Raw genomic sequence first — 25509 nt, forward strand, 5'->3', positions numbered from 1 at the left:
ATCCGAGCGCGACGATTTCGGCATCACCTAAAAGCAATTCAAGTGGAGACATTGAGATGATCAGACACATTGGTGGCGCCGGGATTGCCTTTGCAATTATACTATGTGCGATACCTGCATTTGCCCAAGGAACGAGGCTCCAACGGGCGGCATGTACCGGAGATGTCTTCCGGCATTGCAGCGACGAGATTCCCAACGTCGATCGCATCACCGAATGCCTCAAACGGCAGAAGCCGAAACTGAGCTCCGCCTGTCAGATGGTCTTCACCGAGATCGACCAGACCAAGGTGGCGACTCGGTCCATCGCGGTGCCGGGCGACGCATCGAGCCCCTCCGCCTGGTGCACGTTCGGCGATACGGCCGAGGCCGGGCAGGATTTGTGGATCGCCTGGTGCAGCCAGCGCGGCCGCGGGGAGTGAGCCCTGCAGATCATTGGCCGCGCCTGTGCCGGATGCGCTCCCGTCGTCTCAAGGGCACGCAGGCAGGGGCGCGGCGCAGCAAGTCGTCCGGCACGTGCCGGCGCGATTCGGCAAATCGTCGCGGAATGTGATACAAGTCCATCTCGTGCGATATGATCAAGGGGACGAACAATCACGATCGTTCATAACTTTGGTTCCCACAGCGGAACGTCGCACAGCCTGCCAAAGCGGTGCAAATGACATTTCGTGACGGAGACCGGAAAGAGGATTCGACCATGCGTATGATTGGACTGATAGGCGCAGCTTTCGTCACTTCGATGGCGTTTCTGGCACCTGCCGATGCCCGTAACGATTCATGCAGCGATTGGGGCCAGCGTGACTGTTACTCGCGCGGAACCAGTGGACCCGAGGCTTTCGCAAGGTCGATGACGTCGATGCGCTGGAAGCCGCAATTGCATCATGATGTCGTACGCGTTGTCTCCCGCATGGATGTGGAAGCCCTGCGGCTGTTGCAGCGCATGCCGTAGCTCCGGCGTCGGCGCCGACTTCCGCCGACACGACCATTCCCCTCAGCGACCGGACCGGCCTGCCACGAACATCGGTGGGCCGCTCCGGTCGTTTTTGCATGGACGTGCATCGGACCAAGAAACTGTCGCCACATTTCGGCGACGACCGATGCAAGGCGATACCCGGTGCAAAACGATACCGGGGCTATCGCCCTTCCACGTCACGGGACGAGCTCTGGCAGCGGCCCTGTCTCATTCGCCCCTTCGACCGATCAAAGTGTCGTCCGAGTGTGGCCTCGCACGACGTTTTTCAAATAAATCGGCAAGACATGGAGGCCCCGAATAAAGGGCCCCAGAAGCCTTCATCAAATCAATGAGGATTTTCCATGTCGACACCAAGAAAGACCAATGCTATTCGAGTCCGGCTTGCTGTCCTCCTCTCGGTCGGCGCGATCATCGGCACCGTACCGGCGCAGGCGCAGACGGTGACCGAGGACGAGATCGCCAGCAGCCTCCGGCTTCCACAGAAGACGCGCAGCCTGTCCATCGGAGCGCCGGCGGCCTCCGTCGATGAAGGCGGTTCTTTCCTGACGTCCCTGCGGTCGACGACGAACAAGCCGATCTCGGCCCACGATCGCGAGAAACTCTCAGCTATTGTCGGCGGGAAGCCTAGCATTGATCTCAACATCCCGTTCGCGATCAACTCGGCCACCTTCACGCCGGAAGCGCTCGTCGAATTGAAAAAACTTGGGACCGTGCTCTCGAAGCCGGAATTCCGCGAGGGCCTCTACGTCATCGCCGGTCATACGGATGCGAAGGGATCGGATGCGATCAACCAGTCGCTGTCCGAGCGGCGCGCGGAAGCGGTCCGGAGATACCTCGTGGAGACTCACGGTTTGAAGGGCGATCACCTGATCAGCGTCGGCTACGGAAAGTCCCGCCTCCTGGACGAGAAAGACCCCTTCGCCAGCGCCAACCGCCGTGTCCAGGCCACCAACGTCTCCGAGACGAAATCCGCCAGCCGTTGAAGGAGCGGCGATGGGTCGAAGGAGATCCGTTCGCTCGCGATGCACTTGCGAGGCATCCCCCTACCTTCAGGAAACGGGATGCCCCCCGCGGTCCATGCGGACGTGTTTGCCAGGTCAGAAATCCGCCTTCGGCCCGGCACCGCATCCGATAGGCTTCAGGACGAGAAAGGATGGTGCCGGATGAGGGGATTGAACCCCCGACCTTCGGTTTACAAAACCGCTGCTCTACCGCTGAGCTAATCCGGCCCGATGCGCTAGCTACCAGCCGCGGGCGCGCCGTTCAACCGTCGATGATGGGGTGTCGGCGCCCTGCCTTCCGAGGAGCCGGCCGCACGGCGTTCCCCTCCCCGTCCGGCCCCGGATCGATTCATGTGGGCGGGTCGTCTTGGCAACATATTAATCTGTCGCCGCCATGCTGACGAACAACATGAAACTTCGGGGCGGGCGACCAAGGACATGCATATCGTCATCGTCGATACTAGCCGCGTTGTCCTGAAGGTCGTTGCCGGCATGCTCGAGCCGCAGGGCCATAATGTCGATGTCTTTACTGACTCGCAGGCCGCCCTCGACTTCGTCACCTACACGCCGACCGTGCGAGTCCTGATCACGAGCCTCGAAGTCCGCCCCTTGAGCGGTCTCGAACTGTGCTGGTCGGCGCGTCTCATCGCCGAAACGAACCGGCCGCTCTACGTCATCACCATGTCCTCGGCCCGCAATTCCCGCAATCTCGCCGAGGCGCTCGACAGCGGCGCCGACGATTTCATCGAGAAGCCCCCCGGCGCCGAGGAGTTGCATGCCCGCATGCGGGCGGCGGACCGCCTGACGACCATGCAGAGCGAGCTGATTCGCCTCGCCGAGACCGACCCGCTCACCGGCCTCCTCAACCGGCGCGCCTTCCTGCAGCGGGTGCGGGACGCCGCCGATCGTGTGGGAAACCACGGCGACATGTCGGCGATCCTGGTGGATATCGACCATTTCAAGCGCATCAACGACGAATACGGCCACGATGTCGGAGATGCGGCGATCCAGAGCGTCTGCAAGACCATCGCGGAGGAGGGCATCGTCGGGCGGCTCGGAGGCGAGGAGTTCGGCATCGTACTTCCGCACCGGCCGGTGACCGATGCGGAGGCGCTCGCGTCACGGCTGCGCCGCCTCGTGGAGGCCCTGCGCATCCGCGGCGCCCGCACCCCGATCCGCCTCACCTGCAGCTTCGGCGTGAGTCAGTGGTGCGAGGGCGATACGATCGAGGCCATGATCAAACGGGCCGACATCGCCCTCTACGAGGCCAAGACCACGGGGCGAAACCGGGTGATCTCGGCCGCCGCTGACCTCGTCCTCGCCCGGGCGGGATGAGCCAATCCCATTTCGAACCGGGCTGTTCCTGATAGGGACAGGCGCCCTCGCGCCATGGCCGCGCATCCGTCCGCGTTAGCCAAGATGACGCGATTTTCGGACCTGTTTTCCTAAAATACGCCCCTGTATTCACGGGGCATAGCCCGGATTCGATGAAGCATCCGATGGAACGGGATTTGAACTGCTTTTGCCCAGCCCGATCGCGATGTGTCGCGATGGGACAGAGGGGGGAGCGGCATGAACCAGGCCGTGGGGGTTTTGATCGTCGACGAACCAGCGGGGCTCGGGCCTGTCCTGCGGGCCTTCCTGGAGCATGAGCCCAGCCTGCATACGGTGGGCGAGGCCGATCTGCCTCTGGGCGGTCCGGGCACCAAGAGCGTCGTCGCCCTGGTGTTCCTGTCCGAGACCGCGTCGAAGAGCGCCCTCGCCCGGATCGCGGTGCTCAAACGTCATCCGACCTTGCGCGTGCTGGTCGCCTTCCAGAGCCTCCCCGCCGAGACCCTGCGGAGCCTGCTCGAGGCGGGGGCCGATGCTGTGGTGGCGCAATCGGCGACCCCACGGGAGATCAGCGCGACGATCGTGCGCCTGGCCCATGCGGGCGACGCGGACGCGCAGGCCGCCGGCCCGTCGGAAGCCGGCGATGGGCTGACCCCGCGCGAAGCGGAGATTCTGCGGTTCCTCAGCGCGGGCTTCAGCAACAAGGAGGTGGCGCGCCGCCTCAGCCTCAGCGTCCGCACCGTGGAGACGCATCGGCTGAACCTGCGCCGCAAGACCCAGACGGGCCGGCTGAAGGATCTCGTCTGCCTCGCCCGGCAATTGGGTCTGGCCCCCGTGGTGGAGAGCGAGACGCCACGCCAGGGCAAGAGCGAATCCAGCCACCATGGCCACAAGGCCATCATCGAGACGATGGCGCGCCACTGAGGCAGCGCGAAGCGACGGGCCGGCCGCCCTCCGAGATGGGGTGGCTGTTTCACGTGTTGGCTCGACGGCCGTTCTCTCCAGCCGCAGGCATCGATATGAGGCGCGATAGGCGCCCTCTTCTGGGAGGAGAGGGTTGAGGTGAGGTGTAGTCCATCTCCGAAGAGGTCACACACCTCACCTGTCCCTCTCCTTCCAGGCAGGGCGATCGCATATGACACCACACCGTCATTCCGGGTCGCCACAGGCGAGCCCGGAATCCCGAGCCGCCGACGGCGTAAAGTCCTGCACTACTTGTGTTTCTGGATCCCGGGCTCCGCTACGCGGACCCGGGATGACGGGGTGGTGCCAGCGGGTTCCTGACAGGCAAATCGGCATATGCGAGAGCCCTGCCTTCCAAGAGAGGGGACCCGAGCGGCCCGCGAGATGCGTGAACCGAGTAGGCGAGCTGAGGGCAAGGTCTTCGCCCTTTCCGCCGGCGCGGCGCTGAGAAGCCCAACCTATGCCGCGGCCCGAGCCCCGGACTCCGCCGGACCGGACCTCGCCTTTCGCGGCGCCGCCTTCCCCTTCTTGGGCGAGACCTTGGCCTTCACCGACACCATGCCCTTCGCCGCGTCGAGACGCGCCCGCAGCAATCCGAGGACCGCCGCTTCCTCCGGCTTCAGCCGGGTGAGGTCCGTCCGCAACTCGTCCTCCACCGCATCCGCCACCTGGAGCAGCAGCGCGCCCTCCAGGTAGCCGTCGAGGATTTCGGGGTGGATGTAGCATTTGCGGCAGATGGTCGGCGTGTTGCCGAGCCGCGCCGACACGCTCTCGATGGCCGCGCGCAGGTTCTTCTTGGCCTTGGCCTCGCTGTCGAACGCCTCGAATTCCTGCAGGGCGAGGGCGGCGAGCACGGTCCCGGCCCAGGTCCGGAAATCCTTGGCGGTGATCTCCTGCCCGGTGATCTCGCGCAGATAAGCGTTCACGTCGGCCGAGGTGACGTCCCGCGTCTCGCCGGCGTCGTCGATATACTGGAACAGCTCCTGGCCCGGCAGGTCCTGGCAGGATTTCACGATGCGGGCCACGCGCCCGTCCTTCACCGACAGGTTCCACATCTTGCCGCTCTTGCCCTTGAAGCGGAACGTCAGCTCCGCCCCCGCGACGGTCACATGGGGATCGCGCAGGGTGGTGAGCCCGTAGCTCTTGTTGGTGCGGGCGTAATCGTCGTTGCCCACACGGATGAGGGTCGCTTCGAGCAGGTGGACGATCGTGGCCAGCACCTTCTCACGGGAGAGGCCGCGACGGCCCATATCCTCGTCCACCCGCGCGCGGATGGCGGGCAGGGCGTCGGCGAAGGCCATGATGTGCTCGAACTTCGTCGAGTCGCGTGCCTGCCGGAAATCGGGGTGGTAGCGGTACTGCTTGCGCCCCTTGGCGTCCCGGCCCGTGGCCTGGATGTGGCCGTTGGCGCGGGCGCAAATCCAGACGTCGGTATAGGCCGGCGGGATCGCCAGGGACCGGATCCGCTTCAGGATTTTTGGGTCGCGGACAGCCTTCCCCTTGGCATCGCGATAGGAGAACCCCGTTCCGCTCTTCCGCCGCGTGAGCCCCGGCCGGTCGGCGTCCACATAGGTCAGGCCTGCCTCGATGGCCGCATCCCGCGGATCGGCGACGACACCGTTCTCTTCGCGATCCGCCGCCATCCTCCGCCTCCCGTCGGTTGTCAGGAACAATCAACCGGCGGGGCACGGGCCGCGTTCCGAGCCGGGCCGGCGGCGCGATGTCTCGCCCGGCCGCTTCATCGCCCCCCGGCCTCCCGTCCGGCTTCGCACGAGGCGGCGGCGTGCTACAGCGCCTGTCATGGCCACGTCCCCTCCGCCGTCCCCTTCGCCCTCCTCCGCGCCGATGAAGCGGCTCGTCTTCGTCGTCACCGAGGATTGGTTCTTCGCCTCGCACTTCCTGCCCATGGCGCGGGCCGCCGTGGCGATGGGCCTGTCCGTGGCGGTGGTGACTCGCGTGCGCGAGCACCGGGCCGTGATCGAGGCGACGGGCGCGCGCGTGGTCGCCCTGGAGGCCGAGCGGTCGAGCCTCAACCCCATGGCGGCGGGTTATGCGGCCGGCCAGCTCGCGGCGATCCTGAAGGGGCTGAAGGCCGACATCGTCCATTGCATCGCACTGCGCTCGATCCTGGTCGGCGGGACGGCGGCGGCGATGGCGGGCATCTCAAGCCGGGTCTACGCCCTGACCGGGCTCGGCCTGATGGGCGCGCGCGCCGACGTCGCCGGCCGCCTGGGCCGCCTCGCCCTGCGCCAGCTCATTCGCGGCCCCCTCGCCTCGAAACAGACCCGGTTCCTGTTCGAGAACCCGGACGATGCGCAGGCCCTCGGCCTCGATCCCGCCGACACGGCGGTCACCATCGTCGGCGGGGCCGGCATCGACCCCGCTTTGCTCGCGCAGACGCCGCAACCGCCCTCCCCGCCCCTGCGCGTCGCCATCGTAGCGCGGATGCTGTGGTCGAAGGGCATCGACACGGCCGTGGAGGCGATACGACTCGCCCGTGCGGAGGGCGCCGCTGTGGAGCTCTCCCTCTATGGGGCGCCGGATGCCTCGAACCGGAGGGCGATCCCCGCAGAGACCCTGCGTTCCTGGAGCCGGGACGGCATCACCTGGCATGGCCCGACCCGCGATGTGAGCAGCGTCTGGGCGGAGCACCATGTCGGGTGCCTGCCCTCCCGGGGCGGCGAGGGCCTGCCGCGCACGCTGCTGGAGGCGGCGTCCTGCGGGCGTGCCCTCCTCACCACCGATGTGCCCGGCTGCCGCACGCTGGTCCGCGACGGGATCGAGGGTATGCTGGTCCCGCCCGACGACGCGCGGAGCCTCGCCGCCGCGCTGGTCCGGCTCGCCGCCGATCCGCTCCTCGTGGCACGGATGGGCGAGGCCGCGCGGCGACGCGTGGTGGAAGGGGGCTTTACCGAGGATGCGGTGATGCGGGCGGTGTCCGGACTCTACGCGGATCTGCTGCGCCCATGACGCCCTCGGTCGATCCTATTCGCTTCATCCGCGCCAATACGCGGCTCCTGCCCGTGCCCCACGCGCCGGAGATCGTGCTGCATGTGGCCGACGAAGCCACGGAGCTGTGGCAGAAGACCGAGGACGAGCTCGATTCCATCGGCCTGCCGCCGCCGTTCTGGGCCTTCGCCTGGGCGGGGGGCCAAGCCCTGGCCCGGCATGTCCTCGACCGCCCGGAGCTCGTCGCCAGGCAGCGCGTCCTCGATTTCGCCTCCGGCTCGGGGTTGGTGGCGATCGCGGCGGCGCTCTCCGGTGCCACCCATGCCACGGCGAGCGACCTCGACGCCTTCGCCATCGCGGCCATCGGCCTCAATGCCGGGGCCAACGGCGTCGGCGACAGGATCACGCCCGTCCTCGACGACCTCATCGGTTCGCGGCCCGCCGATCTCGGCGTCACGACGATCCTGGTGGCGGACATCTTCTACGAGCGGGACATCGCCGGCCGGGTCACCGACTGGCTGGCGGCCCTGCATGAGCAGGGCGCCACCATCCTCATCGGCGATCCCGGCCGTTCCTACCTGCCGAGGGACCGGCTCGACATCCTCGCGACCTACGAGGTGCCGGTGAGCCGCTCCCTGGAGGATGCCGAGATCAAGCGCAGCAGCGTCTGGCGCTTCAGGGCTTAGGAGCCGGAGGCGTCGCCTCCGGTGTCATGCCGGTGCCGGGGGGTACGGTGGAGCCGGGTGCCATCGGCGCGGCCGGGGCGCTGGTCGCTCCGGGCGCGGCGCCGCCCTTCAGGCAGGATTTGATGAAGGCATGCCGGTCGGCCTTGTCGGAACCGGCGGATTTCGCCTCTTCCTTGCACGCCTTGCGCGCGTCGATCTTGCAGGACTTCATGAACGTCTTGGCCTCGTCGCCCTTCAGGCCCTTGGCCTTCATCTCCTGCTTGCAGGCCCCGATGCGGCCGCCGACGGCGGCGGAGGCTTCCGTCACCGGCAATCCGGCAAGCATCCCGACAACCAGGACGGACTTCAACGTCGAACTCATCATGATCGCACTCGCTTCATCGGATGGAAGGGTGGGTCCAGGCGGCGGCGGGCCGTGATCGATGGGCCGACCCGCCTCGTGTCATCGCTCAAAGCGCCTCGGCGCGGCTCCGTCTTCGGCCATGCCCGCCATGGATGCAACGCCCAAGCCTCCTTCGGTCCGCCCTCCGCACGGGCACATTCCCGTGAGGGAAATCTTTGCCCGTGAGGGAGATCCTCGCCCGTGAGGGAGATCCGCGACGAGACGGCGCCTTCGGCTCACCCGGCCTGAGGCATCCGGATCTGGTCGAAATCGAGCAGGGCCGTCTCGATCACGATCTGCGTCCGGCTGATGACGTCGAGCTTGCGCAGGATCTCGGAGACATGGGCCTTGACGGTGGAATCGCCGACCTGGAGCTCGTGCGCGATCTGCTTGTTGAGCTTCCCCTGCCGGATCATCAGGAGGACGCGCAGCTGCTGCGGCGTCAGGCGGGCGATCCGCTCCGCGAGCTGGGTCGGAGGGGCCGAGCCGGCCGCTTCATCCGACAGGGCGGCGGGGATCGACAGACCTCCGCCGAGCACGTCGGCGATGGCGCGTGTCAGCGTCGCCTTGTCGACCGCCTTCGGTACGAACCCGGCCGCGCCGTGCTGCAGCGCCTCGCGCATAATGCGCGGGTCGTCGAGGCCGGACACGACGAGGATCGGAACACGCGGGAAGCGGGAGCGGATGGAGACGAGCCCCTCGAAACCCAGGACGCCCTGCATCGAGAGATCGAGCAGGACGAGATCGACGGTGCCGGCTGCCGCCAGGACCGCCATCGCGGCGGCGATCCCCTCGGCCTCGTCGATGACCGCTTCGGGAAAGGCGAGCTTGACCGCGCTTGCCAGCGCATCGCGAAAGAGTGGGTGGTCGTCGACGATCAAAAGATGCATGGCCGCTCCGCCGCTGCCCTCTTCCATCGCACAATCCTCGCACACCCTCGGCGACTCTATCAGATCCCCGGCGGGCACGCCAAAGCGGTGGGACGGCCGAACCCGGATGGCCCCGGCAGCGTTACGGCGCCGTGATCTTGACGCCGGTCTTCTCGACTTCGGCCCGGACCATCGTCTTCGTCTCGACGGGAGCCACCGACCAGGCCACCGCACCGATCAGGCACAGGGCGGCGAGGCTGTAGGCGAACCCGTGCATCACCCTCACCAGGCCGAGGAGGAGCGGAATGAGCGACAGCGCCACCGCCATCGTCGGATTACCCGTCAGGTAATAGACCGAAGCGAATGCGATGGCCGACATGATGATTGCTTTGAGGAAATTGGGCACGCATCTCTCCGTTCCGTAAAGCCAGTACCGCGACGGTCCGAGCGCTCGAAGTGTCCCCGGACGATCCGACCCTGGAGGTTCCCCTCCGAGGGACTGATGCCGGAACGGTGACAGTCGACGCATCCCTCCCCCAGGAGGCCAGGACGCGACGACATTCCCGCCCGACGAAACACCGGTGCCTCGCGTCCTGCAGGGAAAGGAGGGCCGGAACCACCCCTCGCCGAACAGACCGCCCATGCGCTGCGGAGGGCCCGATGGACGGCATTCGCCCACCCGCCATCCGCACCGGCGGGAACAAGCAATTCCCGCGCCGATGCGACGGTCATCGACGCGCCGGCGCGCGACCGCGCGCAGAGCGGCCGTGCATCCTTGTCGCGGGATGGATTCGAGCCTCGGAAAAAGCAGGCTGAGCCGGTTGAACCCAAAAATGGAAGCGGACCGGCAAGAATATGAACCACCTCGCACGGTCCGATATGGAGGACTTGACGGAGCGCTGCATACAAGTCAGATGTACGATTACGCACACAAGATTTCAGTGACGACGAATTTCAACAAATGAATATGCTCCATTTGTTGAATTTGCAGCTGCGTTGCTATGCCATGATCAACTTTCGGCGTTGATGAGCGGCACATAACTGCGACGTCGTCTCCTCAGGGCGCAGGCATGGTCATTTCCTCCCAACACACGATCCGCAACAGCCTCCTCTCCCGGATGCGGGCGGACGATCATGAGGCCATCCTGGCCGTCATCGAGCGGGTCGAGCTCAGGCGGAAGGACGTCCTTGCCCAGCCGAATGAGCCGTTGACCCATGTCCATTTCCTGGAAAGCGGGGTCGCCTCGGTCGTCGTCGGCACGCGGGACCGCAGGCGGATCGAGGTGGGCATCATCGGCTCCGAAGGGGCGACCGGCCTGCCGCTGCTATTCGATGTGGATTCCACGCCCCACGAAACCTTCATCCAGATCGAAGGCGAAGCCTTGCGGATGAGCAAGGACGCATTCATCGGCCTGATCGAACAAAGACCCACGTTCCGCAGACTGATGATGCGCTACGCCCACGTCTTTCAGCTTTTCACGGCGCAGACGGCCCTGTCGCACGGCAGCTATACTTTGGAAGAGCGGCTGGCCCGCTGGTTGCTGATGTGTCACGACCGGGTCGAGAAGGATGAATTTCCCATCACCCACGAATTCCTGTCGGTCATGCTCGGTGTCCATCGCCCGGGCGTGACGACGACGATCCATATCCTCGAGGGGGCTGGCACCATTCGGGCGCGCAGGTCCCACATCGAGATTGTCGATCGGCCGAAACTCGAACTCATCGCGGGCGACAGCTACGGCATACCGGAGGCCGAGTATCGTCGCCTCATCATGGATGACGTCGCACGAGGGCAATGAGTAGTCGGCGCCTCGAGGGCCGACCGATGGCGGGCCGCGGATCCCCATCCTACAAGACCCTTCATCCAGGCAGGGCGAGACGCCGGCGAGCGTCGCGCTCGTCCGCAGCGAAGGCGATGTTCCGCGTCGATCCGATAAAACAGCCCTCACCGCCCCGTTATTTATTTGTCATGGCGCAGTACAGACGGAAAATTGCCTTCGACCAGAAAGTCCACCCAATCCATCAACCTCCATATTGATTACACAATCGGATAAATACTGAATTCATGTGCGCGGGGCCGCATTCATTCGACAAGGTCACGCTTAAAATCGTCATGTTGTCTGTCAAGGTCGAAGGTGCGGCGAAATGTCGACACGAATTTATGTGTTCGGATCGAGCATATGCGCGAACAGGTCCATACATACCACTAAAAATCCGCAGACCATTACGACCCAGCCGGAAGACGGAATCCGAGGCTGGACTACGACTTTGGTACAAGGTCGATTGCTTTAAGATAATGATCTTTTGCACGTTTCTGCCATCATGTCTCGTTGAAGTCGCATCAAGAAAGATGTTACTTCTGAGCAGATTTCGATGCTTATCGATAGAGATCTTGAACATTGTCGAGGAATAGAATCTCGAATACGGTGGAGGGCGTGTTCAATCCGCTTGTCCAGAAGCTCGAAGGCTTCGTTACGCTCGACGAAGCCGACAGGGACGTGCTTCATCGGATCACAGCCTTCGCCCGCGACGTCCCCGCCCGTACCAACCTCGCCCGTGAAGGCGAGCCGCACCACGACATCGTCCTCGTCACCGAGGGGATCGGGTGCCGGTTCAAGCAGCGGGCCAACGGCGCCCGCCAGATCACGGCCTACCTCGTGCCGGGGGACACCTGCGATCTCGACATCACCCTGTTGAACCGCCTCGATCATACGATCGCGACTCTCTCCGCCTGCAAGGTCGCGCGCATTCCCGCCCCGGCCCTCCGGGAGATCATGGAGAACCATCCGGCGATCGCCCGGGGGCTGCGCATCTCCGCCCTGATCGACGAGGCGACGCTGCGCGAATGGCTGGTGAACATCGGCTGCCGTTCGGCCCTCGAACGGATCGCGCATCTCTTCTGCGAACTCCTCGTGAGGCTGCGAGCCGTGGGCCTCGCCACGGAAGACAGCTGCGATCTCCCCATGACCCAGCACGAGCTCGCCGATACGACCGGGATGACGACCGTGCACGTGAACCGGTCGCTACAGGAGCTGCGGCGCCGGGGATTGATCGAACTCAAAGGCAAGAATCTCAAGATCCTGGACTGGTCCAGGCTGAAATCCCTCGCCGAGTTCAAGGCCGGCTATCTTCGCGTAGAAGGGCAAGCCGCGAGCTGAGCGCCCGTCGGGTCGTCACGGCAAGGAGGTCGGCATGCCGCGTTACTTTCTAAACCTGCGCGATCGCAACGGGCTTCATCGCGACTTGGACGGAGACGTGTTCGGCTCCATGGACGAGGTGCGCAACGACGCCGTGATCGGCATCAAGCAGATCGTCGCCGACGCACTCGGCAGCGGCGCGACGTTGAGCGAAGCCCTGGACCGCTCGTTCGAGGTGGTCGACGAGGCGGGCATGACCGTCCTGACGATCTCTTTCGCCGAAGGCGTCGCATCCCGCTCCACACCCTGAAGGCAGGGCGATCGCATATGACACCAGGCCATCATTCCGGGTCGCCACAGGCGAGCCCGGACCCGGAGGGCCGCGCCAGAGGCTTGCAATCCAGAGCCGCCGACGGTGTAAAGTCTCGCACCACTTGTGCTTCTGGATCCCGGCTCCGCGGCGCGGACCCGGGATGACGGGGTGGTGCCAGCGGGTTTCTGGCAAGCGAATCGACATATGCGATAGCCCTGCCATGAAGGAGGGACAGGTCACTCGTGGCCGGGTCGCGGTGGAACGGCGCCTGAGAATCTTTCCCCGCCACCGTGCTTCGGGTGGTTGACCGATGGACACCAGCCGTTGTGTTGTCCCCGCCGACAACGCAACTGGGTTCACACATCTCCTCGACGGCTGCTTTCTCGAGCCGACGACATCGATATGAGGCGCGGCAGGCCCCTTCCTTCAAGGAGAGGGACCCCGTCGTACCCGCGAGAGGTGTGAACACCGTAGGCCGACAACGAGGGGCTTTCGCGGATGACTTCGAGGCACGTGCCGACTTCGCCATTCTCCGACCAGAAGCCCGGGACGTCGGGCCTCCGCAAGAAGGTCCCCGTCTTCCAGCAGCCCCGCTACGTCGAGAATTTCGTCCAATCCATCTTCGACACCATCCCCGACCGCGAGGGCGCGACCCTGGTGGTGGGCGGCGATGGCCGCTACTTCAACCGTGAGGTGGTACAGACGACGCTGAAGCTCGCCGCCGCCAACGGCTTCGCCCGGGTTCTCGTCGGCAAGGCGGGTCTCCTCTCCACCCCGGCGGCCTCCTGCGTCATCCGCAAGCATGGGGCGATCGGCGGCATCGTCCTGTCGGCGAGCCACAATCCCGGCGGACCGGACGGGGATTTCGGGATCAAGTTCAACGCCGCCAATGGTGGACCGGCGCCGGAATCCGTCACCGCCGCGATCTACGAGCGCACGAAGGCGATCACCGAGTATCGCATCGCCGAGGTGCCGGATCTCGACCTCGACACCGTGGGCGAGGCTCGGATCGACGGCATGGTCGTGTCCGTCATCGACCCGGTCGCCGATTACGCGGCCCTGATGCAGGAACTCGTCGATTTCGATGCGATCCGCCGCCTGTTCGCCTCCGGCTTCCGGATGCGGTTCGACGCCATGAGCGCGGTGACCGGCCCCTACGCCACCGCCATCCTGGAAGGGGCGCTGGGCGCCCCCGCCGGCACGGTGGTGAACGGCACGCCGGAGGAGGACTTCGGCGGCCACCACCCTGACCCCAACCCGGTCCACGCCCACGAGCTCTACGAGCTGATGCTGAGCGCGGACGCTCCTGATTTCGGCGCGGCCTCGGACGGGGACGGCGACCGCAACATGATCGTCGCGCCCGGCCTGTTCGTGACGCCGAGCGACAGCCTGGCAATCCTCGCTGCCCATGCCCATCGCGCGCCGGGCTACGCCTCCGGCCTGGCGGGCATCGCTCGTTCGATGCCCACGAGCCGCGCCGCCGACCGGGTCGCCGCCTCGCTCGGCGTTCCCGCCTACGAGACTCCGACGGGCTGGAAGTTCTTCGGCACGCTGCTCGATGCCGGACTCATCACCCTTTGCGGCGAGGAGAGCGCCGGCACCGGCTCGAACCACGTCCGCGAGAAGGACGGGCTCTGGGCCGTGCTGCTGTGGCTGAACATCCTGGCGGCGACGGGCAAGCGCGCCGACGCCATCGTGCGCGAGCACTGGACCGCGTTCGGCCGCGATTACTACACCCGCCACGATTACGAGGAGATCGAGTCCGAGAGCGCCAACCGCCTCATGGAGGGGTTGCGCGCGCAGGTCGCGAGCCTGCCCGGCCGCCGGATCGGCGATCTCACCGTCTCCGCGGCGGACGATTTCCGCTATGTCGACCCGGTCGACGGCTCCGTGACCGCGCAGCAGGGCATCCGCATCAGCTTCGCCGAGGATGCGCGTGTGGTCTACCGCCTCTCCGGCACAGGCACCGCGGGGGCGACGCTGAGGGTCTATATCGAGCGCTACGAGAGCGACCCGGACCGGCTCGACCTGACGCCGGATATCGTCCTCGCCCCTGTCGTCCAGGCGGCGCGCGACATCGCCGACATCGCCGGCATCACCGGGCGCAGCGAGCCAAGCGTCATCACCTGAGCCCGGGGAGGGAGGCACCTCCCCGCCGATGCCGCACCCCGGGAACCGCGTTTTACCGTGCCCATTGTCCTGAAGATCACGGGTGATCGCCGGCCATGTGATGGCCGCGCACCCCTTCTCGCACAGATGGAACGGACATGAAGCTGCAGGGCAAACGCGCGCTCATCACCGGGGCGGATTCCGGTATCGGACAGGCTGCGGCCGAGCTGTTCGCGCGCGAAGGCGCGGACGTGGCGATCACCTACAACACCGACGCCGACGGCGCGCGGGAAACCGCGCGCCGGGTCGAGGCGGCGGGGCGCAGATGCCTGGTGATCCAGGACGATGTCGGCGACCCAGCCTCCGTCGAGGCGACCTTCGCCAAGGTGGCGGCCGAGTTCGGCGTCCTCGACATCCTCGTCAACAATGCCGGGCAGGCCATGAGCGGCATGCCGGTGGCCGAGATGGACGACGGCAAGCTCGAACAGATCCTGCGGGTCAACCTGATGGGGCCGGTCTTCTGCGCCCGCGCCTTCATCAAGGTCCGGCGGGCCCATGGCGGGCGGGGCAAGATCGTCATCGTCTCGTCGGTGGCCCAGCATTTGCCGACGCCCGAGAGCGCGCCTTACGGCATGTCGAAGGCCGGGGTCGGCTCGCTCTGCCGCAGCCTGTCGCGCGAACTCGCCGAGGACAAGATCAACGTCAACAACGTCGCCCCCGGACTGATCGAGACGCCGATGACCAGCGACCGGTTCGAGAACCCCGAGAAGCTCGAAGCCTCCCTTGAACGCATCCCGTGGCACCGCGCCGGCCAGCCCGACGAGATCGCCAAGGCGATCCTCTACCTCGCCTCGGACGATGCCGATTACGTCACCGGCCATACCCTCGTGGTGGATGGTGGCCTGACCATGCAGTGGGGGGGCGCGTAGGACGGGTCTCTCTTCGGGAACGGGTTAGCGAGAAGGGCCGGATCGTGATCGATCCGGCCCTTCTCATGTCTGGTCTCACGCCGCCGCCTTGAGTGCGGCGGATATGAAAGGCTACGCGGCCGGCGGAGCGGTGGCCTCGACGGCCGTGAACTCTTCGAGGATCGTGTAGGTGTGCTCGGCCCCGGCCGGGACGAGCCAGGAATCGCCGGGCTCCAGGGTCACCATCTCGCCGCCGACCGTGAGTTCGGCCCGGCCGGAAATGACGTAGCCCACCGTCTCGTAGGGCCGGCTGGCGCTCCGCTTGTCGTCCGTCGGCGGCTCGTGGCGCCACATCCGCATGGCGACCCGCTCACCCTTGGCGAGGCCGATTTCGCCATGCGCACCCGCGCGGGCATTCTTCGTGGAAATCTTCGTGGTCATGGCGCTTGAAACCTCGTCGCGTTGCGGTGAATCCAACCGGGGAATGGCGGTGGCGTTCCTCAGGAATCGTCAGGAGGGATGGCCGAGGAACGCCTCGGCCGAGCGCAGGGCCAGCGCCATGATGGTCAGGGCCGGGTTGGCGGCCAATGAGCTCGGGAAGGTCGATCCGTCGCTGATCCAGAGATTCGGAATCTCGAAGCTTCGGCCGTGGAGATCGACCACGGCGCTGTCGCCGCTCCGGCCCATCCGGCACGTCCCGATCGTGTGCGCGACGCGCTCCAGTACCCAGATGTCGGTCGCTCCGGCGGCTTCCCAGATCGCCTTCATGGTCCGAGTCGCATGGGCGTTCAGCCGGTCCTCGTTAGAGGAATAGCCGAAATCGATCTGCGCTTTGCGCATCCCGAACGCGTCCACCTCGTCGGCGAGGACCAGCACGTTGGCGTCGCAGGGCAGGGTCTCGCCGTTGATCCCGATCCCAGCCATGTGGTTGTAACGATTGAGATGTTCGGTCAGCGCCCGCCCCCACAGGCCGCGTCCCCGCGCCACCGAATTGCCCCAGGTGACGGGCAGGACGCCGAGACTCTGCATCAGGTAGCCGCCGGCGAAATCCGCATCATTGGGCCGGACCATGTCCTCGCTGATGAGCGAGGAGGGATAGCCCCGGTTCATCCGCATCTCGGCCTCGAACGTCCCCCAGACCTGTGTCGCCACATGGCCCATGTAGTTGCGGCCGACCTGGCCGCTACCATTGGCGAGCCCGAGATGCAGGAGGAGCCTGGGCGTCTCCACGGCGCCGGCGCACAGATAGACCGCCGCGCAACGCTGCCGATGATCGACGCCGTCGTGCCGGTAGATCACGGACGTGATCCGGCCCTCTCTGTCGCGCTCGAGCCCGTGCACCCGACAATCGGGACGGATTTCCGCGCCGTTGGAGACGGCATGGGGCAGGTAGGTGACGTCCATGCTGGTCTTGGCGCCATTGCGGCAACCCTGGTGGCAATATCCGCAATTGATGCAGCCCCGACGCAGGGCACCGCCCTCCTGGGGAAAGTCACCCGAGACAACGGCCGCCGGTGAATCGGCTGTCCGGATGCCGAGCCGGTCGCAGGCCGTCGCCATCACCTGCGCCGGCGCGTTGCGCTGGACCGGGGAGAGAGGATAGCTCCGGCCCGGATCCCAGGGATACTCGGCGGGGCCGGACACGCCAATAAACGCCTCGACACGCTCGTAGAACGGCCGCAGGTCCTCGTAACCGAGGGGCCAATCCACCCCCATCCCGGTCTCTGAATGAAGACGCAGGTCGCGCTCGTCGGCGCGAGGCGTGAAGGCGCCCCAATGCAGGGTGGAGCCGCCGACCCCGGTGCCGCTGTTGTTGGCGCCGAAGGCCTCCGGCGTCGAACCGCCGCTGAGGCGCTCCTCGGTCCAGTAGATCTCGTCGGCGAGCGTCTCGTCGAAGGCAAAGCGCGCGGGGTCGAAGTTCGGCCCCGCCTCCAGGGCGACGACCTTGAGCCCGGCCGCCGCGAGGCGGGCGAGCACCGGCGCGCCACCCGCGCCCGTACCGATGACGACGACATCGACGATGTCGGTGGTTGCGTAGCGACGCATCGCCTCGAGCTTCATCGTCCGGTCTCCCCGAGGGTAGAGGACTTTTGCAGAGCGGAGGACTCCCAGGGTTCAGGGTCACCGATGCCGATGCGCACGAAGCCCGGCAGGGTTTCCGCATCGTCGCCGCCCGCGCCAATCCCGGAAAAGCCGATCCGGGCGAGGCTGGCGGGGTGGGCGAGATAGATCCGCACTGCGTCGCTGCGCAGATCCTCGAACCACAAGGTCATCTCTTCGGCATCGAGCCCATCCTCCGGCACCACATCCGACAGCGGCTCGCCGCCGGCGGCGGCCTGCAGGAAGGCGTCCTGCTCACCGCCGTCGAGGCACAGGAAGCCCGTCGCGTGGACGGCCCGGGCGGCGGCATCCAGGGTTCGCAGGGCGGCGCGGTAGGCCGCTCCGTCCGCCGGCATCTTGGCAAAACGCCATCCATCTCCGGTTCCGGCAGCAAGTCGAGCCTCGATCTGCGCTGCGATGTCGATCCGGCCCGTGCCGTCCTGCGGCAAAACCCTGTCCACGACGGCACGAAGCTGCGCGAGTTCGACCGGGTCGAGGTACACGGGCCGGTCGGCCGAGCCGTCGGGTTCGGCCCGAGCGAGGAGCGCTGCGCGCAGGCGCGTGTTCACCCGGTCGGATTCGATCAGCGCGCGATAGGGCTCCGGCACGGTCGGTGCCTCGGACTTCAGAAGCGGCTCCTCGGAGGCGAGACCTGCGATGAGGCTGGCCACGGCCTCCGGCCGCTCCAGCGGCAGCAGGTGCCCTGCGCCATCGAGGGCCACCAGCCGACCATGGGCCAGGTGGGGAAGGGTCAGAGCCTTCTGAGCGGCGGCGCCGAGATCGGCATCCTCGGTTCCGCCGACGACCACGGCCGGGATGCGCAGGATGCCGATCCGGTGGCTCCAATCCTCGCGGGAGCCGTCGCGCAGCCAGGCCGTCCAGGCGGCGGGAGAGGCGCGCAGAACATCCTCGACCGCGCGGGTCCGAAGCGGCTCGCCGAGGGGAGAGCCGGTGTTCTGGTCGATGAACTCTCCGGCCTTACGGCGACGGGTCTCCGCATCCGCGGAGATCCATTCCATCATCTCCCGCCGCTTGTCGTCGGACATCGGCTCGAAGCTCGGCGGTGAACCGCCCAGCAGCACCAGCCCGGCGAGCCCCGCCAGATCCGGTGCATCATCCTCGGCGCGCCGGGCGAGGGCCAAGGCGACCTTCGCGCCCATGCTATGCCCGGCGAGATACCATCGATCCCCGGGATCGGCGGCGGCGATCCCGGCCGCCACATGATCCGCCATCGCTTCCACCGAGTAGCCGGACACGGCGGCGGCATCGCCGAAACCGGGCAGGTCAAGCGCCACAATGCGAGCAACGCCATCGAGAAGAGCCGCGACCGGCTCCCATTCCCGCGCGCTTCCCCCAAGGAAATGCAGGCAGACCACCGTGCATGGGCCGGGGATGGTGGTGTGGGGGGCGGGAGAGTTTGGCATGCGCCGGGAACTCGGGCGGATCCCATGCCGATCAAGAGTCTCATCCCCGTCCCGGCTTGCGGCATGGCGTCCGCCCGTCTCCATACGTTCCCCGCCCGACCTGCAATACGGGGCCGCTCCATTCATCCCCCGTCCTCAGTCAGAAGATGAGGACCGACACGATGCGATCGTCCGGCACGACGGCGCTGTGACATCCCAGAGAATTCTCGCTGCCGCCTGCGTTTCAACACTGGATCACTTGCCGAAGCCCGTGGCGCGGAACAAACCGCCGCCCCTCACGCTTTCGCATGTCGGAGCGCGGGGATATCGGGGATCGGCCGATCTGTCCTCGCCGAACCCTATCGAAGCCGTTAGGATATTGCGGTGCGCCATCGGGTGCCCACCCAAACTTGCAGAGAGCCTGCCTCGTGCCGACCCGGCCGCCACTCGTTTCCTCCGCCGAAGCCTCGATGTCCCTGCCGACCCTGCGCCGCGGGTCACAGCTCCACGAGACCGAGCGCCGCCTGAACGCCGTGCTCAACAACGCGTCGGTGGCGATCTTCCTGATGGATGACCGGCAGCACTGCGTCTACATGAACCGCGCCGCCGAACTGCTCACCGGATTTAGCGTCGGAGAGGTGCTCGCGCGCGACTGTCCGCTGCACGACATCGTCCACCACACCTACCCCGATGGCCGTCCATTCCCGTTAGAGGAATGCGCCATCGACCGTGCCTTCCCCGAGAACAACCAGGAACGCGGCGAAGAGGTGTTCGTCCACAAGGATGGGCATTTCTACCCCGTCGGCTTCACCGCGAGCCCCATCCGCGACGATGCGGCCAAGATCATTGGTACGATCATCGAAGTCCGAGACATCACGGAGGAGAAGGCAGCGGCCGAGCGGCAGAAATTGCTGACGAACGAGCTGAACCACCGGGTGAAGAATACCCTGGCCACCGTCCAGTCCATCGCGGCGCAGACGTTCCGCAACGTTGCCGACCAGCCGGCCCGCGCCGTCTTCGACGCCCGCGTCGCGGCGCTCTCGGACGCCCACAACGTCCTGACGGAATCCAATTGGGAGAGCGCCAGCCTCATCGGTGTCGTCGAGCGGGCGATCGCACCCCATGCGGTCGCGGAGACCGACGGGACGCGGTTCAACATCACCGGCCCGGATACCCGCCTCCACCCCAAGGTCGCCGTGACGCTGGCGATGGCGTTGCACGAATTGATGACCAACGCCGCCAAATACGGCGCCCTCTCGGTTCCCGAAGGCCGCGTCGCAGTGACATGGACGCTGACGTCCGATGGCGGGCGCGAACGCCTGTCCCTCACCTGGACGGAGACGGGCGGCCCGGAAGTGATCCCTCCGACCCGCAGGGGTTTCGGCTCGAGGCTCATCGAGCGGCAATTGCCGCTGGAATTCGACGGCAGCGCCGAGATCGATTTCGCACCGGCCGGACTCGTATGCCGCCTCGACATCCCACTGACCGCGCTGGGTTGGCATGGACAGGATGTCGTGACGGGGCGTCCGGTCTCATGAGTATCCTGGAGGGACGCCGGGTCCTGCTGGTGGAAGACGAAAGCCTTGTCGCGATGCTCGCCGAGGACATGCTTCTCGATCTCGGCTGCGAGGTCGTTGTCGCCATGCGCCTCGACCAGGCGCTGCGGCGGCTTCAGGTCGGCGACTTCGATGCGGCCGTCCTCGATGTGAATCTCGGCGAAACGCGCAGCTATCCCGTAGCCGATCAGCTGTTCGAGCGCTGCATCCCGTTCCTGTTCGCAACAGGTTACGGCTCGGCCGGACTGGAGCCGGCCTATCAGGCTGTGCCCGTGATGCAGAAGCCGTATCAGAAGGATCAGTTGGAGGCGCAGCTCCGGCATCTTCTCACCTGCGAGACGGTCTCGCGGGGAGCCGACAGCGGCGCCAGGGTGTTCACCTGTGGCTGCGCGCTCAACTCCAAGGATCCCGGCGCGGCCCAGATCCGCGCAGACTGAGGCCGGCCCTGCCCGGCATCCGCTTTTCGGGAGAGCGGCATCCGCTTCCCTGCTATCGCCTCAACGGAAGTCGGGCGGCGTATCCACGGCCTGCAGACCTTTCAGCGACGCTTCGAGCGTACAGACCACACCGGCCGTGCGGTAATCGAGGGAGACCTCGCCGCCGAAATTGCCGGCAAGTCCCCGCCCGATCAAGCGCGTGCCGAACCCCGTGCGGGTGGGAGGACTGACCGGCGGCCCCCCGGCTTCGATCCAGCGCAGCAGCACCTGATCGCCTCCCTCGCCCTTGCTCCGGCAGATCTCCCAGACGATGGAAACGCTGCCTTTGGCAGTGGAGAGGGCGCCGTACTTGGCGGCGTTGGTCGCGAGCTCATGGAGGATGAGTGCCAGCGACATCGCGGCCTTGGCGCCTACATTCAGGCCCGGCCCGCGAAGGGAGAACCGGTCGGGCTTGTCCTTGTGAGGCTCCAGGGCACTCTCGATCAGCGTCTTCAGGGGCGTATCGCCGAGCGACCCGCCCAAAAGCAGGTCGTGAGACTTGCCCAGCGCGATCAGACGCCCCGCCAGCACCTCCTTGGCGCTCACGACATCCGTGGCGTTCCGCATGGTCTGGGTGGCGATGGATTGCACCATCGCCAGCATGTTCTTCATGCGGTGGCTGAGTTCGAGGTTGAGCACGCGCTGCTGCGCCTCTGCTTCGATCCGCGCGATGGCGGCGCGCGTCCGGTCGGCGATATTGCGGATGAAGCCGATCTCTTCGGTGCTCCAGGCGTGCGGGACGTCCTTGGCTGCGTAGAACACGGCGACGAACCGTCCGTGCTCCATGACCGGCAGGTCGACGAACGAACGGATGCGGATGTCGTTCAGCGAAACCGCATCCGATGCGGTGCGCGGATCCAAGGCGGCATCCTCGACCACGAAAGCCGATCCGGACTTCAGCGCCTCGATACATGAGCCGTACTCTCGGAACTCGCGAGCCCCATCAATACGAGGGAGGCCGGGCGCCGACCACCCTCGACCGACGAGGATGGTCTCTCGTTCCTGGTCCACGGCTCCGTATCCGGAATGGGACAGTCCCAGGGTCCGGCCCGTGATCTCCGCCGCGGCGAACGCGATCGCCACCGGATCGCTCAGGTCGCGCAGGCGGTCGCCGAGTTCCGCGATGGCGAGCCGGCGAGTCTCGCCCTCCTTGCGTTCGGTGACGTCGAGGAAGAGGCAGCTGAACCTCTGCCCGCTTTCGTGGCCGGCGCGGACCTCGAAAGTCCGACCGAGGCCGGGCACGGTGATCTCGAACAGGCTCGGTTCTCCGGTATCGACCACGCTCGCGTAACGGTCGATCAGCCCTTGGTCGATCTCGGCAACGAGCTCTCGAATGGTACGGCCGACGCTCTGCTCCGACAGGCCCGATTGCCGGGCGAAGGCCGGGTTGATCTCCAGGAAGCGGTAATCGCAGGGCTGCCCGGCCCCGTCGCGAATGAGCTCGCCGAGGAAGAACCCTTCCTGCATGCTGGTGAACAGGCCCCGCCAGCGTGCCTCGCTGGCGCTGATCCGCTGCTCGGCGGTCTTCTGGACGGTGATGTCGCGGGAGACCGAGAGGAGCCGCTCGGGGCGTCCTTCGGCATCGAGGATCGGGGTGACTTGCACGTCCCACCAGCGGGGATTGCCCGCCATGGTGTTGGCCTGACCCTGGAAATGGCCGGTTCCCCCGGCCTTGGCGGCAGCAAGGGCCGCATAGGCGTCGGCATTGCCCTCGTTCTGCCAGAAATCCGGCCAGGGACAGTTCTGGATCGCGTTGAAGTCGCTCACCTCCATCACCCGCATCCCGCCCTCACTCATGAAGGTCAGGCGGTTGTCGAGGTCGATCACTTTGATGCAATCGGCCGACGAGGCGAGGACGCTGCGCATGAATTCCGCGTCGTCGCGCTGCTTCTGGTTCGCGAGGCGCTGTTCCGTGCGGTCGCGCAGGATCTTGATGAATCCCTCCGGATTCCCGTCCTCGTTCCTGAGCGGCATCATCTCGCCGAGGCCCCAGAACAGGGTCCCGTCCTTGCGCCTGTGCCAGCGCTCGTCGCTGGCCCGCCCGTGCAGTAGCGCGGCACCCATCTCCTGCTCGGGAGCGCCGTTCTCGATATCCTCGGGCGTGAAGAAGACATGGGCGGGCTCGCCGAGCATCTCGGCCTCGCTCCAGCCGATGACGCGTTCCGCGCCGGTGTTCCAGCTCGTCACCCGGCCGGACAGATCCATGGAGATGATGCCGTAATCGACGGCGCTCTCCAGGATCGCCTTGTTGAGCCGGTCGCTCTCGCGCCGGTCCTGCAGGGCACGGCGCAGTTCGAGCAGGGTCATCACCTGCTTGGCCAGCGTCTGCAGGATCAGCTTCTGCGCCGCGGTCAGGCTGTTCGGTTTGGTGTCGAGGACGCAGAGCGTGCCGAGGGTGACGCCTTTCGACGTCTGCAGAGGCACACCGGCATAGAAGCGCACATGCGAGTCGCCGGTGACCAACGGGTTCGCGGAGGTTAGTTCATCGCGGGTCGTGTCGGGAATCACGAACACCGCGTCCTGTTCCTGGACGGCATGGCGGCAGATCGAAGAGGAGATCGGGGTCTCCCGCTGACCGAATCCCGTCTCGGCCTTGAACCATTGGCGGTCCCCGTCGAGCAGGGAGATCAGGGAAATCGGCATGTCGCAGGCCGCCGACGCGGCCTTCACGATATCGTCGAAATCGGCCTCGGCCTCCGTATCGAGGATGCCGTAGCGCACGAGTGCCGCACGACGGTCGGCCTCGATTCCCGCGCTGCTGTCGTCGTGGTCCACAGAGCTCTTCCCGCCCGTCGTCGTCTGTTTCGGACCGAAAAGCCGAGATCAGCCGGTTCATGCACCCAAATCTCGGGACCGGCAACCGGAAGCGATATGTCCTTCACTGTGGTTCTAATCAAGCATGATCCCGCCGGAATCCCTTCGGCCGGGAACCTCGTCCGCGCGAGGGCGGGGGCAGCTCGCGCGAATTTCTCCACCGGGACCGGCGGGTGGTCCAGGCTTCAGCAATCGAGCGTGGTGTCGCGTTCCCACTGGGTGAGGTGGCGCGAATAGGCGTTCCATTCCTCGGTCTTGAGCTTGAGATAGCTCGGCACGAACGAGCCCAAGGCCTCGTTGAGCACGTCGCATTTCTCGAGGGCCCGCATGGCGTCGAGCATGTTGAGCGGCAGACACTTGACGCCCTCAACCGTATGGCCGTCCGTGTACATGTTGATGTCGAGGCGCTGGCCCGGATCGCGGCGGTTGCGCAGGCCGTCGAGGCCGGCGGCGAGGAGACCCGCCTGGAGCAGGTAGGGATTGGCCGCACCGTCGGCGAGGCGGAACTCGAAGCGCCCGCCATCGGGGATGCGGATCATGTGGGTGCGGTTGTTGCCCGTATAAGTCACGGTGTTGGGTGCCCAGGTCGCACCGGACGTGGTGCGCGGGGCATTGATGCGCTTGTAGGAATTCACGCACGGGTTGGTGATGGCGGCCAGCGCATCGGCGGAGTGGATGAGACCGCCGATGAAGTGATAGCCCTCCCGCGACATTCCGATCTCGTCCGACGCATCGGCGAAGACGTTGCGGTCGCCCCTCCAGAGCGAAACGTGGGCGTGGCAGCCGGAGCCGGTCAGGTCCATGAAGGGCTTGGGCATGAAGGTCGCGCGCAGGCCGTGCTTCTCGGCGATCGAGCGGGTCATGTACTTGAAGAAGGCGTGCCGATCGGCGGTGACCAGGGCGTCGTCGTAGTCCCAGTTCATCTCGAACTGCCCGTTCGCGTCCTCGTGGTCGTTCTGGTACGGCTTCCAGCCGAGTTCCAGCATCGCGTCGCAGATCTCGGTGATCACGTCGTAGCGGCGCATGAGGGCCGACTGGTCGTAGCACGGCTTCATCTGCCGGTCGGCCATGTCCGCCGGCTCGGACCCGTCCGGCGTGATCAGGAAGAATTCGCACTCCACCCCCGTCTTCATCTGCAATCCGTCGCGGGCCGCCTCGGCGATCAGGCGCTTGAGGATGTTGCGTGGCCCCTGCTCCACGGGCTTGCCGCCCATTACGAGGTCGGCGGGCAGCCAGCCAACCTCCGGCTTCCAGGGCAGCTGGATCAGGCCGGCAGCATCGGGCACGGCGAGGAGGTCGGCATCGGCCGGGCTCATGTCGAGCCAGGTGGCGAAGCCTGCGAACCCGGCGCCGTTCCTACAGGTGCTGGCGATGGCAGCCGCCGGGACGAGCTTGGCGCGCTGCGTGCCGAACAGGTCCGTGTAGGAGACGAGGAAGTACTTGATGCCGCGCTCTTTCGCGACGGTTTCGAGATCCGTGTTCATGGCGTCACCCTGCGTTGAATCGGGCGGCCCGCTCGGCCGTGCTGTCGAAGGGAAAGG

General features: G+C 66.2%; 23 protein-coding genes and 1 tRNA gene. 13 read left to right on the top strand and 11 right to left on the bottom strand.

The window, feature by feature from the left end; genetic code table 11:
- Positions 1-56 precede the first annotated feature (56 nt).
- Positions 57-419, top strand: a complete 363-nt coding sequence (locus ASF26_RS23225; RefSeq protein WP_200925976.1) for a hypothetical protein — start codon at positions 57-59, stop codon at positions 417-419.
- A gap of 892 nt (positions 420-1311) precedes the next feature.
- Complete coding sequence (locus tag ASF26_RS21305) at positions 1312-1953, top strand: OmpA family protein (protein ID WP_056259073.1); 642 nt, start codon at positions 1312-1314, stop codon at positions 1951-1953.
- Positions 1954-2124: 171 nt separating this feature from the next.
- On the opposite strand, the gene ASF26_RS21310 is transcribed toward ASF26_RS21305, so the two are convergent.
- Positions 2125-2199: transfer RNA gene (locus tag ASF26_RS21310), tRNA-Thr, on the bottom strand.
- Between the two features lie 210 nt (positions 2200-2409).
- On the opposite strand from ASF26_RS21310, the gene ASF26_RS21315 reads away from it, so the two are divergent.
- Entirely contained in the window at positions 2410-3306 is an 897-nt protein-coding gene (locus tag ASF26_RS21315; protein ID WP_056259076.1) for a diguanylate cyclase, read from the top strand.
- A 237-nt stretch (positions 3307-3543) separates the two neighbouring features.
- Positions 3544-4227 (top strand): response regulator transcription factor, encoded by a 684-nt coding sequence (locus tag ASF26_RS21320; protein ID WP_056259079.1) that lies wholly within the window; start codon positions 3544-3546, stop codon positions 4225-4227.
- 497 nt (positions 4228-4724) lie between these two features.
- Here the strand turns inward: ASF26_RS21320 and ASF26_RS21325 are convergent, their stop codons facing one another.
- Positions 4725-5909 (bottom strand): DNA topoisomerase IB, encoded by a 1185-nt coding sequence (locus ASF26_RS21325; protein WP_056259083.1) that lies wholly within the window; start codon positions 5907-5909, stop codon positions 4725-4727.
- 157 nt (positions 5910-6066) lie between these two features.
- On the opposite strand from ASF26_RS21325, the gene ASF26_RS21330 reads away from it, so the two are divergent.
- On the top strand, positions 6067-7236 hold the full coding sequence (locus ASF26_RS21330) for a glycosyltransferase family 4 protein (RefSeq protein ID WP_056259087.1): 1170 nt from the start codon (positions 6067-6069) through the stop codon (positions 7234-7236).
- Complete coding sequence (locus tag ASF26_RS21335) at positions 7233-7901, top strand: methyltransferase (protein WP_056259090.1); 669 nt, start codon at positions 7233-7235, stop codon at positions 7899-7901. The genes ASF26_RS21330 and ASF26_RS21335 overlap by 4 nt, the downstream gene beginning before the upstream one ends.
- On the opposite strand, the gene ASF26_RS21340 is transcribed toward ASF26_RS21335, so the two are convergent.
- The 4 genes from ASF26_RS21340 to ASF26_RS23590 all read right to left on the bottom strand — a co-directional run bounded on the left by ASF26_RS21340 (position 7891) and on the right by ASF26_RS23590 (position 10369).
- A complete protein-coding gene (locus ASF26_RS21340; RefSeq protein ID WP_056259093.1) occupies positions 7891-8265 on the bottom strand; it encodes a PsiF family protein in 375 nt (124 codons plus the stop codon). The genes ASF26_RS21335 and ASF26_RS21340 overlap by 11 nt on opposite strands.
- Before the next feature lie 254 nt (positions 8266-8519).
- Positions 8520-9200 carry a response regulator transcription factor gene (locus tag ASF26_RS21345; RefSeq protein ID WP_056141172.1) on the bottom strand — a complete coding sequence of 227 codons (681 nt, stop codon included), beginning with the start codon at positions 9198-9200 and terminating at the stop codon, positions 8520-8522.
- 94 nt (positions 9201-9294) lie between these two features.
- Complete coding sequence (locus ASF26_RS21350) at positions 9295-9558, bottom strand: hypothetical protein (RefSeq protein ID WP_056259097.1); 264 nt, start codon at positions 9556-9558, stop codon at positions 9295-9297.
- Between the two features lie 604 nt (positions 9559-10162).
- A complete protein-coding gene (locus tag ASF26_RS23590) occupies positions 10163-10369 on the bottom strand; it encodes a hypothetical protein (RefSeq protein ID WP_244476040.1) in 207 nt (68 codons plus the stop codon).
- Here ASF26_RS23590 and ASF26_RS21355 point away from each other — a divergent pair.
- The 5 genes from ASF26_RS21355 to ASF26_RS21375 all read left to right on the top strand — a co-directional run bounded on the left by ASF26_RS21355 (position 10271) and on the right by ASF26_RS21375 (position 15640).
- Positions 10271-10951, top strand: a complete 681-nt coding sequence (locus ASF26_RS21355; protein ID WP_244476036.1) for a Crp/Fnr family transcriptional regulator — start codon at positions 10271-10273, stop codon at positions 10949-10951. The two genes, ASF26_RS23590 and ASF26_RS21355, sit on opposite strands and share 99 nt — an antisense overlap.
- Positions 10952-11578: 627 nt before the next feature.
- Complete coding sequence (locus tag ASF26_RS21360; protein WP_082477743.1) at positions 11579-12310, top strand: Crp/Fnr family transcriptional regulator; 732 nt, start codon at positions 11579-11581, stop codon at positions 12308-12310.
- A 34-nt stretch (positions 12311-12344) separates the two neighbouring features.
- Entirely contained in the window at positions 12345-12599 is a 255-nt protein-coding gene (locus ASF26_RS21365) for a hypothetical protein (RefSeq protein ID WP_056259109.1), read from the top strand.
- A gap of 501 nt (positions 12600-13100) precedes the next feature.
- Positions 13101-14732 (top strand): alpha-D-glucose phosphate-specific phosphoglucomutase, encoded by a 1632-nt coding sequence (locus tag ASF26_RS21370; protein ID WP_056259112.1) that lies wholly within the window; start codon positions 13101-13103, stop codon positions 14730-14732.
- 137 nt (positions 14733-14869) lie between these two features.
- Complete coding sequence (locus ASF26_RS21375) at positions 14870-15640, top strand: glucose 1-dehydrogenase (protein ID WP_056259114.1); 771 nt, start codon at positions 14870-14872, stop codon at positions 15638-15640.
- A gap of 111 nt (positions 15641-15751) precedes the next feature.
- Here ASF26_RS21375 and ASF26_RS21380 read toward each other — a convergent pair whose 3' ends face one another.
- From ASF26_RS21380 to ASF26_RS21390, 3 genes are all read right to left on the bottom strand, one after another.
- Entirely contained in the window at positions 15752-16060 is a 309-nt protein-coding gene (locus ASF26_RS21380; RefSeq protein ID WP_056259116.1) for a cupin domain-containing protein, read from the bottom strand.
- 69 nt (positions 16061-16129) lie between these two features.
- Complete coding sequence (locus tag ASF26_RS21385; RefSeq protein WP_082477744.1) at positions 16130-17680, bottom strand: GMC family oxidoreductase; 1551 nt, start codon at positions 17678-17680, stop codon at positions 16130-16132.
- Entirely contained in the window at positions 17677-19143 is a 1467-nt protein-coding gene (locus ASF26_RS21390; RefSeq protein ID WP_056259118.1) for an alpha/beta hydrolase, read from the bottom strand. The genes ASF26_RS21385 and ASF26_RS21390 overlap by 4 nt, the downstream gene beginning before the upstream one ends.
- A 449-nt stretch (positions 19144-19592) precedes the next feature.
- Between ASF26_RS21390 and ASF26_RS21395 the strand changes: the two genes are divergently transcribed.
- Positions 19593-20660, top strand: coding sequence for an HWE histidine kinase domain-containing protein (locus tag ASF26_RS21395; protein ID WP_056259121.1), 1068 nt, complete (start codon positions 19593-19595; stop codon positions 20658-20660).
- Positions 20657-21115, top strand: a complete 459-nt coding sequence (locus ASF26_RS21400) for a response regulator (RefSeq protein ID WP_056259124.1) — start codon at positions 20657-20659, stop codon at positions 21113-21115. The genes ASF26_RS21395 and ASF26_RS21400 overlap by 4 nt, the downstream gene beginning before the upstream one ends.
- Before the next feature lie 60 nt (positions 21116-21175).
- Here ASF26_RS21400 and ASF26_RS21405 read toward each other — a convergent pair whose 3' ends face one another.
- Both ASF26_RS21405 and glnT read right to left on the bottom strand, forming a co-directional pair.
- Positions 21176-23929 (bottom strand): PAS domain-containing protein, encoded by a 2754-nt coding sequence (locus ASF26_RS21405; protein ID WP_056259127.1) that lies wholly within the window; start codon positions 23927-23929, stop codon positions 21176-21178.
- A 224-nt stretch (positions 23930-24153) separates the two neighbouring features.
- Positions 24154-25452: a type III glutamate--ammonia ligase gene (gene glnT, locus ASF26_RS21410; protein ID WP_056164085.1), complete on the bottom strand. Its 1299-nt coding sequence runs from the start codon at positions 25450-25452 to the stop codon at positions 24154-24156.
- Positions 25453-25509: the final 57 nt, after the last annotated feature.

It is taken from the genome of Methylobacterium sp. Leaf93, assembly GCF_001422345.1.
Lineage (GTDB): Bacteria > Pseudomonadota > Alphaproteobacteria > Rhizobiales > Beijerinckiaceae > Methylobacterium > Methylobacterium bullatum.

Excerpts from the sequence above, each read along its gene's own strand:
- ASF26_RS21395 (WP_056259121.1), top strand. The coding sequence starts at position 19,593 with ATGTCCCTGCCGACCCTGCGCCGCGGGTCACAGCTCCACGAGACCGAG.
- ASF26_RS21325 (WP_056259083.1), bottom strand. The coding sequence starts at position 5,909 with ATGGCGGCGGATCGCGAAGAGAACGGTGTCGTCGCCGATCCGCGGGAT.
- ASF26_RS21355 (WP_244476036.1), top strand. The coding sequence starts at position 10,271 with ATGCGGGCGGACGATCATGAGGCCATCCTGGCCGTCATCGAGCGGGTC.
- ASF26_RS21390 (WP_056259118.1), bottom strand. The coding sequence starts at position 19,143 with ATGCCAAACTCTCCCGCCCCCCACACCACCATCCCCGGCCCATGCACG.
- ASF26_RS21340 (WP_056259093.1), bottom strand. The coding sequence starts at position 8,265 with ATGATGAGTTCGACGTTGAAGTCCGTCCTGGTTGTCGGGATGCTTGCC.
- ASF26_RS21370 (WP_056259112.1), top strand. The coding sequence starts at position 13,101 with ATGACTTCGAGGCACGTGCCGACTTCGCCATTCTCCGACCAGAAGCCC.
- ASF26_RS21335 (WP_056259090.1), top strand. The coding sequence starts at position 7,233 with ATGACGCCCTCGGTCGATCCTATTCGCTTCATCCGCGCCAATACGCGG.
- glnT (WP_056164085.1), bottom strand. The coding sequence starts at position 25,452 with ATGAACACGGATCTCGAAACCGTCGCGAAAGAGCGCGGCATCAAGTAC.
- ASF26_RS21320 (WP_056259079.1), top strand. The coding sequence starts at position 3,544 with ATGAACCAGGCCGTGGGGGTTTTGATCGTCGACGAACCAGCGGGGCTC.
- ASF26_RS21375 (WP_056259114.1), top strand. The coding sequence starts at position 14,870 with ATGAAGCTGCAGGGCAAACGCGCGCTCATCACCGGGGCGGATTCCGGT.
- ASF26_RS23590 (WP_244476040.1), bottom strand. The coding sequence starts at position 10,369 with ATGGGTCAACGGCTCATTCGGCTGGGCAAGGACGTCCTTCCGCCTGAG.
- ASF26_RS21385 (WP_082477744.1), bottom strand. The coding sequence starts at position 17,680 with ATGAAGCTCGAGGCGATGCGTCGCTACGCAACCACCGACATCGTCGAT.
- ASF26_RS23225 (WP_200925976.1), top strand. The coding sequence starts at position 57 with ATGATCAGACACATTGGTGGCGCCGGGATTGCCTTTGCAATTATACTA.
- ASF26_RS21330 (WP_056259087.1), top strand. The coding sequence starts at position 6,067 with ATGGCCACGTCCCCTCCGCCGTCCCCTTCGCCCTCCTCCGCGCCGATG.
- ASF26_RS21365 (WP_056259109.1), top strand. The coding sequence starts at position 12,345 with ATGCCGCGTTACTTTCTAAACCTGCGCGATCGCAACGGGCTTCATCGC.
- ASF26_RS21345 (WP_056141172.1), bottom strand. The coding sequence starts at position 9,200 with ATGGAAGAGGGCAGCGGCGGAGCGGCCATGCATCTTTTGATCGTCGAC.
- ASF26_RS21305 (WP_056259073.1), top strand. The coding sequence starts at position 1,312 with ATGTCGACACCAAGAAAGACCAATGCTATTCGAGTCCGGCTTGCTGTC.
- ASF26_RS21315 (WP_056259076.1), top strand. The coding sequence starts at position 2,410 with ATGCATATCGTCATCGTCGATACTAGCCGCGTTGTCCTGAAGGTCGTT.
- ASF26_RS21400 (WP_056259124.1), top strand. The coding sequence starts at position 20,657 with ATGAGTATCCTGGAGGGACGCCGGGTCCTGCTGGTGGAAGACGAAAGC.
- ASF26_RS21380 (WP_056259116.1), bottom strand. The coding sequence starts at position 16,060 with ATGACCACGAAGATTTCCACGAAGAATGCCCGCGCGGGTGCGCATGGC.